Below are 11,843 nucleotides of genomic sequence, written 5' to 3' on the forward strand. Positions count from 1 at the left end.
TCTTTTTCCTAACAATCTGAGGGAGGATAAATCTATGAAAACGATTGAAAGTTTCTTCGAACCATTTCCCATGTTGGAAACCGAACGGACGTTACTCCGACCTCTTACCTATGATGATCTGGAGGATATGTATAGTTATTGCGTTGTACCTGCTGTATCGGAGTTCACCACCTGGGACGCGCATCAGAGCAAAGAAGACACCAAAGCTTTTTTAGATTTTGTCATGAGTCGCTATGAGACGGATCTAATTGGCCCATGGGGGATTGAAGATAAACACACCAAGAGGCTGATTGGTAGTTGTAACTATCTAGGGTGTGACAGCGATAACAGGAGAGTTGAACTGGGATATGTGTTATCTGATCAATTTTGGAATCAGGGCTACATGACCGAGGTAGTGAAACGAATCATCCAATTTGGATTTGATGAAGTGGGGCTCGAGCGAATCCAGGCCAGATGTTTAGTGGAAAACACAGGTTCTGCCAAGGTCATGGAGAAGGCAGGCATGCAATTCGAAGGTGTGCTGAGGAAATACATGAAGGTAAAAAATGAGCTTCAAGATCTGAAGATGTATGCTATCGTAAAAGAAGACTTCTACTCGTGTTAAATAAAGAACGTGTTATTGAAAAGTCGTGTGTCATTTATCATGCTGGCGAGCCATAGATTTTCCTATAATCCTAAATTTATCAGTGATACACAATAAAAGCAGAAGTAAGAAATAGCTTGAATTGCTACATCAAAAGGTCAAGGTATCGTATTTTATATTGTCTAATTCAATAATTATATGCCTAGCTTTGGCCCATTCCTGATCGTTGAGGATATGGGTTTTATTTTTGTTTTCAGCAAGCAACGTACATAATGTCATATCTTGAACCTGATGCTTTCCGCTATAATCTTCAAGTTATTAAAACATGGATTGAATGAAGGAACCAGGAGGTACAACGAATTGACGACCAAAAACAAATATAAATCACTCGAATTGGAAACCCCCGGCGTATATGAGCTAGAAGGGCTTGAAGTGGGAGTGACATCGAACTGCAATTATAAATGTGACTACTGCTGCGCCTACAATCGGGATGATGGAGCGTGCATCAATAGTCAGGAAGTCATCCGTATTATTAGTGAGCTTCCTCGTCTCAAGCGAGTGCGATTGTCAGGGGGAGAAGTTACTCTGAAATATCAGGATTGCCTGGAGATTGTGACGTACTGTGCGGCACATGGCATCGATACACAATTGAACAGTAATGCCAGTCTGCTGACTGAAGAACGAATCATGGCGTTGCGTGATGCAGGCTTGTCCAACATTCATATCTCGTTCAATTATACGGATGCGGAGTCGTATGCTACGTACTACCACGTGCATCCTCGCATGTATGAGAGACTGGAGCAGAATATCCATATGTGTACGGAAGCTGGTCTGGAGACGGTGCTGGAAACGTTACTGTTTGAGGGTAACCAAGCGAACATGCAGGCCATTAGCGATAAGGTGTATGATCTGGGTGTGCGCATCCATGAGATCCAGAACAGTATTAAGATGCCGCATACCGACTGGACCCAGATTGTATCCAAAGAGTCCCTTGTTCGATCTGTTACGGAATTAATTAAACATAAAAAGCCAGATACAACGCTCTATTTCACCTGTATGGATCGGTTCGCTGAACAGTTGAATTTGCGCGAACAACCTGGTGTGTATTTCTCTAATTGTGTGGATGGCACGAAACAGCTGCATCTGCACGGCAACGGGGATATTCTCATCTGTGAATTATGCCATCCTGTTGTGATTGGCAACATCTATACTGGAACGTCGTTGAAGGATATTTACGCTCAGCAGCCCCCGGCGTTAACGGAATTCCTGGAGAAGCGGCCTTGTCCCGCGTACGATGCTCTTTTTGCAGATGCATAACAGGAAGACCTGTTGAAGATATGTGATATGAATGTTGAACGAATATGTACACGATATTAGTGGCCTTAGGGTTATATAGATTGAAAATCAAGGTGATCTGATTTCCTCAATGGGAAAACGGATGGCCTTTTTTGATTGAACTATTCATTTACACAATAACAGCGATTGGAAGGTTGTTCTATCATCGTAGTGTCTGTGTGAATATTCTTTAGTTCAATTGATATGGTTTCAGATTCATTTAAGCTACCCAGCCTAATATGGCCTTAAGAACTTAGATGAAGAGGTGAGCTTCACATGATAAAGATTGATGAGAAACCAACCCGGAAAGAACCACATAAACGACCGATCTCTCCAAGAAAGCACAGATGGCTCATCATCACACTTGTCATCGTGCTTGCAGTAGGTGGAATCCTGTACAGCCTGGCTGACCGTTACCTGATCCGGCATGTGCAGGTGGTTGTGGCGGATGAGAACACGGCAACGGTAGCAACGGGCAACGCCAATGATTCCAGCAGTACTACGACCACTACGACTGAAGTGAATGCAACGTCAGATGATTGGAATTATTCGAGTGATGATATGAAAGTCAGTATTGAAAAGGTACAGACAGGATCAGGCTCGGATCAGATTGCGTATTATGTCGCCGATGTTCAGCTAACGGATGCAAGCAGCCTGCGAACTGCGCTAGCGGACAACAGTTTTGGAACGAACATCACCGAGAATACGTCAGAGATTGCTGCTGCCAATAATGCGATCTTGGCCATTAATGGTGACTACTACGGATTCCGTGATGATGGTGTCATTATCCGAAATGGAACACTGTACCGAGACAGCCCCACGCGGGATGCACTTGCCCTGTTCAACGACGGTACGATGCAAACATATAACGAGAACGAGATTTCTTCCTCGGAACTGCTGGCCGAAGGTGCAACCGATACACTATCTTTTGGGCCCATTCTGATTCAAAATGGCGAGATCGTCAGTGATTTTAGCAGTGTGAAAATCGATAACAACTTCGGTAATCGTTCCATTCAAGACGCAAATCCAAGAACAGCGATCGGCATGATTGCTCCGAATCATTACGTCTTTGTGGTGGTGGACGGACGGCAGGACAACAGCCGAGGCATGACCTTGGCAGAACTGGCTGATGTCATGAAAGGTCTGGGAGCAACCGAAGCCTACAATCTAGACGGCGGCGGTTCATCCACGATGTATTTTATGGGCAGAGTTGTCAATAACCCGCTGGGGCGTAACCAGGAACGTGGCGTAAGTGACATTTTATATCTGACGGAGGGACAAGGATCATGACGATATTAATTCCATCATATGAACCCGATGTGCGTTTACTGAATCTCGTTTTGCAACTGCAAACCTTTAAACTTGGACCCATTGTGATTGTGGATGATGGCAGTGGCCCCGGTTACCGTGGAATTTTTGAAACGGCAGAAGCGTATGGCTGTACGGTCCTGACACATCCCGTCAATCTGGGTAAGGGCAGGGCCTTGAAGACTGGCTTTCAGTATATTAAGGAGTATGGACCTCAGGGCGGTATAGTGTGCGCAGATAGTGACGGACAGCATCTGCCACATGATATTAAGCGTATCTTCGAAGTGCTACTCGCACAGACGACACCAGGAATTGTACTCGGCAGCCGTCGCTTCAGTGGTAAAATTCCAGCACGTAGCCGGTTTGGCAATATAGTCACAAGGGCGGTCTTTTCCCTCACAACAGGTACCCAGGTATATGATACACAGACGGGTCTACGTGGTTTTCCTTACTCCATGCTGGATTGGCTGAACCAGATTCCTGGGGATCGGTTTGAATATGAGATGAACATGTTATTAACGGCACACAAGGAAGGGTATGAGATTACGGAGGAGTTTATTGATACGGTGTATCTGGATCACAATGAGTCCTCTCATTTCCGCCCGCTGGTGGATTCATTCCGGATCTATATGCCAATCCTGATGTTCAGCACATCTTCGGTGCTGTCCGCTCTGATTGATTTTGGATTACTGTTCGTCATCCAGTATTTTACGCATAATCTGTTTTTGTCGGTTGTCGCAGCAAGACTATGCAGTTCCATCTTCAACTATACGATTAATCGGAAGTACGTATTCTCCACAGGACGAACCTCGAAGGTTCGGCAGTCTTTGCCCAAATACTTCTCACTTGTCCTACTGGTGCTGCTATTAAACTATGGTTTACTGTATTTTTATAATGAAAAACTGATTATTCCGCTGCTCGCAGCCAAGCTGCTGACCGAGGTATCCATCTTCCTGTTCAGCTATTGGGCACAGCGCAGATTTGTCTATTAACTCTGAGGAGAGAGTAAGCCACTGGCTTGCTCTTTTTTGGTTGAAACGGTTTCATATCTACCCCGAAATAGGTTACGATGGAGAACATAACCCGCAAGGACATCATTCGTCCGTGGCTGGATCAATCAGAGTAAACTGAATGTTAATTTGAAGATAGCTGCGAGGTTCGATTGTAAATATGCTTTAGTTGAACTTATATAAAATAAATATGGGAGGATGATTATGTATCTTCGAAGTGTGGAACTCCTGTCGGCCAAGATCGAGAATCGGAACCAATATCCTTTTGACATCCCTGCGATCCGGTCCTTGGAACGGTTGGAACTCACGAATAACGTTACTTTTTTTGTAGGTGAAAATGGTTCAGGGAAATCTACGCTGCTCGAAGGCATCGCTCATCAATGTGGATTCAATACCGCAGGGGGCGGCAGGAATAATACCTATGAGACACATGCTTCGGAATCCTCGCTCGGGAATTATCTCAGGCTGGCATGGTTACCCAAAATAACGAATGGTTTCTTCATGCGCTCTGAATCGTTCTATCAATTCGCATCACATGTTGATCAGATGCCGGCATCGCTTCAATATTATGGCGGGCGTTCATTACATGAACAATCACATGGGGAGTCTTTTCTCAGTCTGTTCGTCAATCGCTTCAGTTCCAAAGGCATCTATCTGCTCGACGAGCCCGAAGCCGCTTTATCTCCAGCTAGGCAGCTCTCCTTATTGCGTATCCTTCATGATCTGTCAGGCACTTCACAATTCATTATTGCGACGCATTCACCCATTTTGCTGGGATTTCCGGGGGCAGAGATTTTAAGTTTTGACGATGGCCATATTCAAGAGATAGCCTATGAGGAGACCGATCACTATCAGATTACTCGCAGCTTTCTGGAGAATCGCGACCGGATGCTGAATGAATTATTTAAAGATTAAGTTCTCAGTTTAACAAGGGAAGTTACTCAACCATGGGCGTGAAATTTATTTATGAGGAGAGATTGGATGAAAGTAGGTTTGCTGATTGTTGATATGCAGGAGAGTATTGTGCGGAAAAAGATGGACCAGACTTCGATAGACCATGCCTGTGAGTACATTAACCATGTGGCTAATGTGCTGCGCTCGAATGATCATACGGTCGTTCACGTGCAGGATGTGGAGGGCATGGAGGAGGCAGCGTCAGATGAGTATCGCATCATTCCCGAGGTGGATGTGAATGAGAAGGATCTCACCGTTACCAAGGAAGCCTCCAATGCCTTCTGGCAAACTGACTTGGAGCAGGTGTTGAAGAGTCATGGAATTGAATTGGTGATAATCTCTGGTTTTGCCGCAGAGGAATGTGTTCTATTCACCTACAACGGAGCGATGGAGCGAGGTTTCCGGCCGGTGATGTTGCAAAATGGAATTCTTAGCACACATCCCGAAGCAGTGACTTCAACGTACAGAAATCGAAATGTAATCTCATATCCTGTGGTTGATTATCTATATAAGTTCAACTAAAGAGGTTTACACTGAGCACTCCAATGACAGAACAACCTTCCGATCGCTGTTATCCCCAGATTTTTTTGATTCCCTTTTTAAAGGGGAAATCCGGTGATAGCGTATGCTTCCGATGCAGCTTTCTTTCAGAAAGCTTTCAGGCGAACGCTCCGCTTCTTCAGGTTATTTCTGTCCTCTCCGTTTTTGTGTAAAAAGTTTAGTTGAACCTATATAATTCGATAATTATTAGCTAAGTGCTAATGGATATTTGGTGAAAAATAAAGACAAGACCAATAATCGGACTCTTTAGGGAGTCTTTTTTTGTCCAAATGTTCATGTCCACTGTGAAAGTAAGGTTACTCCATGGTTTAAACCAAACTTTGCCTATATCTGCTGTGGTTGAAAGAATATATTGAGAACAGGGCACAGCAAACTCGTTGTGGACATCGGTAATGTCATGTATGGACCACTAGCCAACTCATTAACTGAGGGAGATGTGCAATGAAGATGAATGTACAAATTACGAGTATTTTGGCAGAACAAAAGGAATTGTTCCTCAACCTGTACAACTTGTACTTATATGATCTGTCCGAATTTTCTGGCGAGGATCTACTTGAAGAGGGGAAATATGATCCAACGAACACCTATCTATATCTGGAACGCGATGAATTACATCCGTTTTTGATTCAGTATGAAGGGAAGGTTATTGGATTCGTACTGGTGTGCTCACTTCCATATGTGCCGGAAGGTGTGGATTATACCGTGCAGGAGCTGTTCCTGGTCAAAAAATATCGCGGACAGGGGCTGGCGGCACAAGCGATTGACTTGGTTTTTGCTCAATTTGAGGGTACATTCAAAGTGGAACAGCTTGCTAATAATGCAGCAGCAGTTTCGTTCTGGAAAAAATATTATGAGCAACATCAGATTGAATACACTGAGTCTGAATATAACATTGAGATTGACAACATCGCTGGTAGCCACCGGATTTTGTCCCAGACTTTTGTGCGTGAAAGAGAGAAATAATATTTAAATTAGAAGGTGATTAGTTTGTTCATTATCGTAGCAACCAAAGGGAGTTCGAAGTGGGTCTCAGGTGTATTCCAGGCAGAAGAGGTAGCTAGGCAGTACATGGATCTCATACCTGATGAGCTTAAGGTGTACCATGAATTCATTCAGATAGAGAACATTACATATCCATTTTATATTATAGAGCTTCAGGATTCTTCATTTAGGTTTCTTGGTAAAGATGAAGTGATTTCACTTTTTGATAAAACAGATGTGTCAGAGGATGAAGATGAGGTGCACTTCAATATCTACACGATTGATTCAGATTATAGATCGAACAAACCTGGAACAGATTATATGGGAGCACTGAGGCATGATCATGTGACCAATGAATCTATAGAGATGTACCGAGAAGAAGGAACAGCGTTTCTGAGTAGACGAAGGATTTTATGAATGTGAGCATTGAGGAAACTAGCGATTCAGCACTTTAGTTTACGACCTAATTTAATAAACGAGGATACCTATGGATACGACAACGAGGTGTCCTTTTTTTTGTTATATTTCAGTTCTGATGTGATAGGGAGGAGTAGAAAAAATGTATACTGTATGCACCGAAAGTTGGGCTCTAAACTCTTTAACAGACTGGGTTTTGTAGCCATATTTCATGGTCAGTATTTTATGTATACTATTGCTGATCTTTGTGATAAGTTGAGCGAGTAAGATCCAGTAATCATACTATGAGTGAGAGGACTAATATCATGAATTGTGCTAAAAAGCTTGTGACCACTCTATTGATTACAGTTATGTTGTTTTCATCGTTTAATGTAGTATTGGGTGCCGCCGAATCTTCGGCATCAGACATCGAGGGAAACTGGGCAGAAAGCCAAATTACGAAATGGATCGACAAAGGTTTTATTCATGGTTATGAAGATGGCAGCTTTAAACCGAACAATACCATAACAAGAGCAGAGTTTTTCTCATTGGTTAATCGTTCATATGGATTTACTGAAACAGCATCTGTATCCTTCAAGGATGTTACTTCATCTAACTGGGCATATGCTGAGGTTTCCAAAGCTGTAAAAGCTGGATACATAAAGGGTTATAGGGACGGTACAATCGGTGCCAATAAACCCATTACTAGACAAGAAGTTGCAGTTATTATCAATGATCTTCTGGATCTATCGAATGAAGCTAGTACTGGAAATCACTTTACGGATTCCAATATGATAGCCTTATGGGCTAAAAATTCGGTAGATGCTATAGTGGCTAAAGGGATTTTACAGGGCTACGATAATAACTTCAATCCGAATAAACCGATCACTCGTGCTGAAGCAGTCGTTGCGCTGGATCGTTCAGTGAATGCAAGAGCAACGGATTACAGCTTAGCTGGAACATATGGCCCTGAGGCGGGGACGCAGACCATTGATGGGGATGTGCTCATTAGCACGGCTGGGGTTACATTGAAGAATATGATCATCAAAGGAAACCTATTATTTAGTGAAGGTATCCAAGAAGGAGATGTACACCTTACGAATGTTACGATTAAAGGTGTGACACGGGTAGAGGGTGGGGGCGTTAGTACCATCTATTTAAAAAATACCGTAACATCTACCCTTATTGTTGATAAGAAAAAAGGAGCCGTTCTCATTATTGTAGAAGGTTCAACGACAGTTGGAGAAGTAACCATTCACTCCCCTGCTACGCTACAAGAAACGGATATTACGGGGAATGGCTTCGGCAAGATTACATTATCCGAGCGGTTACCTGCGGGTTCAAAAGTAGGTTTGAAAGGAACATTTGATTCCTTAATCATTAAAGGCAGTGGGGTTCAGGTGGATATTCCTGAAGGCCGTATTAAGGACGTTATCGTAGCAGTTACAGCAACGGGGACGACTCTTAACTTAGGCACGGATGCAACGATTGTAAACCTTTTCTTAGATGCAGTCGCTAAAATTCTAGGCACGGGTACTATTGAAAAGGTGACGCTGAGTTCCGTTGCTAAAGGTGGTACGACTTTTGAAACTACAATTCGACTGTTGGATAAAGTCATAAATACAGTGACTCCAGCTACTCCAACTGCTCCTGTGACTTCACCTTCCACTGGAGGAACGGATACAATCGCTCCTACTCTGTCCAATGTAACGAGTGGTCATATTGCAGGTGGAGATCCTGTGGTGGGTAGAAGCAATGAAAATGGGTATCTGTATTTGGTTCCTTCCGCAACACCAAAAACAATCACAAGTTTAAATCAATCTGTTGCAGGATTGTTAGGCAAGAAGCAGTCTGTGATAGCAAACTTAGATGCCACAATTAATACAGTGGGATTAGCTTCAGGTACGTATGTCGTATATGCCGTTGATCTCGCGAACAATATATCGATGGCTTCGGCAGAGATCGTGATTGGTACAAATCAGTTAACCGTTTCGACTCCAGTACTCTCAACCGAGAAAATGTACGATGGAACGTCTTCGGCTACAGTAATAGCAGATTCACTAACCGGAGTTGCTGCTGGAGACCATGTAACCGTGAGTGCAGCAGCCACCTACAATGATGCAATAATAGGCACAGGTAAAACAATAACTGTAGTTTATACGTTGGGCGGAGCGGATGCGGCCAAGTATATTGCGCCTGCAAACTATATAATCCAGACAGGGGCCATTACAGCCGCACAGTTGACGATCGGGGAGCCGATGTTGACTGTTATTGAGAAGACAGATGGAGATTCATCGGTAGTCGTATCTTCCGGTTCCTTAGTTGGGGTTGTTCCAGGTGAGGATGTGACGGTGAGTGCAGAGGCGGTATATGATACAACTTCCCCGCCTAATTCGGCACTTGTAACTGTGGTTTACACAATAGCTGGTACGGATAGTGGCAAATATATTGCTCCAGCTAATAATACGAACTACACTGTTTATGTACAATACACCGGACATACTGGGATTATCCTAGACCTGATAACAACTTCCAAAGAGTATGACGGAACTTTAGCATCAAATGTAGCAGCGGGTTCTAGAGAAGGGGCTTGTCCAGGTAGTGGAATTTGTCCAGGGGAAGACGTAACGGTAGGTGCTTCAGGAGCTTATGATGATACACATGTAGGAACAAATATGAAGATAACCGTATCGTACACTCTATCGGGTAATGGTGCAGGAAATTATTTACCGCCAACCAGTATCGAAGTGAATACAGGTGTGATCACTGCAAAGCAATTGATGATCACGGATCCGACATTAATACTCTCCAAAGTATATGACGGAACTCTTGCAGCAAATGTAACACCAGGAGTATTAACTAACGTGATCTATGGGGATGACGTACAAGTAAATGCTGTAGCGACATACAATAATGCAGCTGTTGGTACCAGTAAAGTAATAACAATTAAGTATACTCTTACAGGGCTTGATGCAGGAAATTATATTGCCCCAGCAACTCAGACGGTTGGTACGGGGGAGATTACTGCTACACCCTGATATTTATGTATGAAGACCATTTTCATTAGTGACTTTTCTGATGAAGGTATAGATGCTAATAGAGTCTCCACTGTCGAATAAGACTGTGGAGGCTTTTTTGATTTTCTGAAAAGAGTAGAATATAAATGGTAGAGTTCAATGCTCAAAATGATTTCGCATTTACCAATACATGGGTTATGATGAATTAAGAGGATTGAACAGATATTGAAGCATGGGGAACTGTAACGGAGGTGCGGGTATGTCGAAGCATCATTTTGTTATTGAAAACAAATCGCAAGTAAACGAAGATATCTATACTTTCTATTCTTGGGACTCTAACGGCGTGATACATGGAAATGGATTAACCACAGAGAATCATGCGACCTTGGAAGACGAATTCATTGCGTACATCTATGATTCCCTTTGCTGGTTGGATACATGGAATCCATCTACCTGTATGAGATGTAGTGGACTGAACAACTATGGATTAACCGTTATTGAAGAGCAGGATGTTTTGTTGAAGTTTCATCAACTGATTCGGGCTTGGATGGATCTATTCAGCCATGCGACGGATCCGATTGTTCTAACAGGGAGTTACTGTGTTGATGGGAAAGAACAGAAGGGCAGTTACGAGAAACTCGTGTACAACAAAGTTGAATTAATCAACGAATTAAACAAGCTTGCGAACATGGCAAAGTACGCTGAGATAAATGGGAAATGTATTGTACATTTTGGAATATGAATCAATAGAAAAGGTTCCTGATTAAAATCGTAAGCTGTTGAAGTAATCCAACAGAGAGGAGCAAGAATAATGACTAGTCGTATTGTAGTTACGGGTGGAGCTATTATTCGAGATCATATGGGGAGGGTTCTGCTGCAAAAGAGATCAGATTATGGAGATTGGGGATTACCCGGTGGTGGTATGGAACCAGGTGAACGAATCGAAGAAACCATGATTAGAGAAGTGAAAGAGGAAACAGGGCTTGAGGTGAATTCTTATGAATTGGCCTCCATCTATACGGGCGAGAGGATGCACTATACGTATCCGGATGGAAATGAAGTAGTATTTGTAATGTTTTTATTTGACGTTATTGCGGAGTTGGAAGGAAAACTCTGTGATGATCAATTAACTCTTTTATTTGAAGATGAACAGAAGGAGTCATTACAGCTTGTTTTTAAAAGCCTGGATGAGATTGATATTTCCACAATTAACAATGTGCAGAAGCCTATATTTGTAGATTTGAAGCAAGGAGAGTCTAAATTGCTACGCCAGTAATTGCGTAAATATAATAGCCCAAAATGAATAGAGGTTAGATTATGGTGAAAAACATGGCAATAATTCAACCTTTTATCCCAGCATTTTCTGTTCAAAATTTGGAGTGGGTTGCTGGGTTGAATCTGTATATAAAACAAGACAAATATTATGAAAATATTTCGATAGCAGATATTACATTTTTAATAAAATTATTAAATGTTACATATGAATTACTTCTTAGATTCACTAATATTGAAAGTTTTCATTATAAGCCTCATGGTGTTCTAGTTCAGATAAGTGGGTTTAATATTAAAGATCTGAAAGACCACGGATATCATCCGATGAAATATTACGTTGAAGACTATGAGGACGGAATATTAGGATTTTATTGTGAGGATATTGAATTGATACATGTGCAAGAGAGTGAGCACTTAGCTTTGTAA

Annotated in this window: 12 protein-coding genes; all 12 read left to right on the forward strand. The window is 42.5% G+C overall.

Annotated elements, in window-relative coordinates; translation table 11 throughout:
• Positions 1-34 precede the first annotated feature (34 nt).
• The 12 genes from MHI55_RS08795 to MHI55_RS08850 all read left to right on the forward strand — a co-directional run bounded on the left by MHI55_RS08795 (position 35) and on the right by MHI55_RS08850 (position 11,843).
• The gene (locus tag MHI55_RS08795; RefSeq protein WP_339188860.1) at positions 35-604 is read left to right on the forward strand and encodes a GNAT family protein; all 570 of its coding nucleotides are present in this window, start codon (positions 35-37) and stop codon (positions 602-604) included.
• A 339-nt stretch (positions 605-943) separates the two neighbouring features.
• Complete coding sequence (locus MHI55_RS08800) at positions 944-1,900, forward strand: radical SAM protein (protein ID WP_076252640.1); 957 nt, start codon at positions 944-946, stop codon at positions 1,898-1,900.
• Between the two features lie 294 nt (positions 1,901-2,194).
• Positions 2,195-3,208, forward strand: coding sequence for a phosphodiester glycosidase family protein (locus MHI55_RS08805; RefSeq protein ID WP_340389749.1), 1,014 nt, complete (start codon positions 2,195-2,197; stop codon positions 3,206-3,208).
• Complete coding sequence (locus MHI55_RS08810; protein WP_340389751.1) at positions 3,205-4,218, forward strand: bifunctional glycosyltransferase family 2/GtrA family protein; 1,014 nt, start codon at positions 3,205-3,207, stop codon at positions 4,216-4,218. The genes MHI55_RS08805 and MHI55_RS08810 overlap by 4 nt, the downstream gene beginning before the upstream one ends.
• A gap of 222 nt (positions 4,219-4,440) precedes the next feature.
• Positions 4,441-5,151 carry an AAA family ATPase gene (locus MHI55_RS08815; protein WP_340389753.1) on the forward strand — a complete coding sequence of 237 codons (711 nt, stop codon included), beginning with the start codon at positions 4,441-4,443 and terminating at the stop codon, positions 5,149-5,151.
• A 66-nt stretch (positions 5,152-5,217) separates the two neighbouring features.
• The gene (locus MHI55_RS08820; RefSeq protein WP_340389755.1) at positions 5,218-5,712 is read left to right on the forward strand and encodes an isochorismatase family cysteine hydrolase; all 495 of its coding nucleotides are present in this window, start codon (positions 5,218-5,220) and stop codon (positions 5,710-5,712) included.
• Positions 5,713-6,192: 480 nt separating this feature from the next.
• The gene (locus MHI55_RS08825; protein ID WP_340389757.1) at positions 6,193-6,714 is read left to right on the forward strand and encodes a GNAT family N-acetyltransferase; all 522 of its coding nucleotides are present in this window, start codon (positions 6,193-6,195) and stop codon (positions 6,712-6,714) included.
• Between the two features lie 24 nt (positions 6,715-6,738).
• The gene (locus MHI55_RS08830) at positions 6,739-7,149 is read left to right on the forward strand and encodes a hypothetical protein (RefSeq protein ID WP_340389759.1); all 411 of its coding nucleotides are present in this window, start codon (positions 6,739-6,741) and stop codon (positions 7,147-7,149) included.
• Between the two features lie 305 nt (positions 7,150-7,454).
• Positions 7,455-10,166: a YDG domain-containing protein gene (locus MHI55_RS08835; protein ID WP_340389761.1), complete on the forward strand. Its 2,712-nt coding sequence runs from the start codon at positions 7,455-7,457 to the stop codon at positions 10,164-10,166.
• 238 nt (positions 10,167-10,404) lie between these two features.
• Positions 10,405-10,887, forward strand: a complete 483-nt coding sequence (locus MHI55_RS08840; RefSeq protein ID WP_083684639.1) for a hypothetical protein — start codon at positions 10,405-10,407, stop codon at positions 10,885-10,887.
• A gap of 69 nt (positions 10,888-10,956) precedes the next feature.
• A complete protein-coding gene (locus MHI55_RS08845; protein ID WP_076252621.1) occupies positions 10,957-11,421 on the forward strand; it encodes an NUDIX domain-containing protein in 465 nt (154 codons plus the stop codon).
• Positions 11,422-11,462: 41 nt separating this feature from the next.
• On the forward strand, positions 11,463-11,843 hold the full coding sequence (locus tag MHI55_RS08850) for a hypothetical protein (protein WP_340389763.1): 381 nt from the start codon (positions 11,463-11,465) through the stop codon (positions 11,841-11,843).

The sequence above is a fragment of the Paenibacillus sp. FSL E2-0151 genome (assembly GCF_037993015.1).
In the GTDB taxonomy this organism is placed as follows: domain Bacteria; phylum Bacillota; class Bacilli; order Paenibacillales; family Paenibacillaceae; genus Paenibacillus; species Paenibacillus amylolyticus.

Bases quoted from the DNA above. Each gene is read 5' to 3' on its own strand.
- MHI55_RS08795 (WP_339188860.1), top strand. From the start codon at position 35: ATGAAAACGATTGAAAGTTTCTTCGAACCATTTCCCATGTTGGAAACC.
- MHI55_RS08805 (WP_340389749.1), top strand. From the start codon at position 2,195: ATGATAAAGATTGATGAGAAACCAACCCGGAAAGAACCACATAAACGA.
- MHI55_RS08810 (WP_340389751.1), top strand. From the start codon at position 3,205: ATGACGATATTAATTCCATCATATGAACCCGATGTGCGTTTACTGAAT.
- MHI55_RS08815 (WP_340389753.1), top strand. From the start codon at position 4,441: ATGTATCTTCGAAGTGTGGAACTCCTGTCGGCCAAGATCGAGAATCGG.
- MHI55_RS08820 (WP_340389755.1), top strand. From the start codon at position 5,218: ATGAAAGTAGGTTTGCTGATTGTTGATATGCAGGAGAGTATTGTGCGG.
- MHI55_RS08825 (WP_340389757.1), top strand. From the start codon at position 6,193: ATGAAGATGAATGTACAAATTACGAGTATTTTGGCAGAACAAAAGGAA.
- MHI55_RS08835 (WP_340389761.1), top strand. From the start codon at position 7,455: ATGAATTGTGCTAAAAAGCTTGTGACCACTCTATTGATTACAGTTATG.
- MHI55_RS08840 (WP_083684639.1), top strand. From the start codon at position 10,405: ATGTCGAAGCATCATTTTGTTATTGAAAACAAATCGCAAGTAAACGAA.
- MHI55_RS08845 (WP_076252621.1), top strand. From the start codon at position 10,957: ATGACTAGTCGTATTGTAGTTACGGGTGGAGCTATTATTCGAGATCAT.
- MHI55_RS08850 (WP_340389763.1), top strand. From the start codon at position 11,463: ATGGTGAAAAACATGGCAATAATTCAACCTTTTATCCCAGCATTTTCT.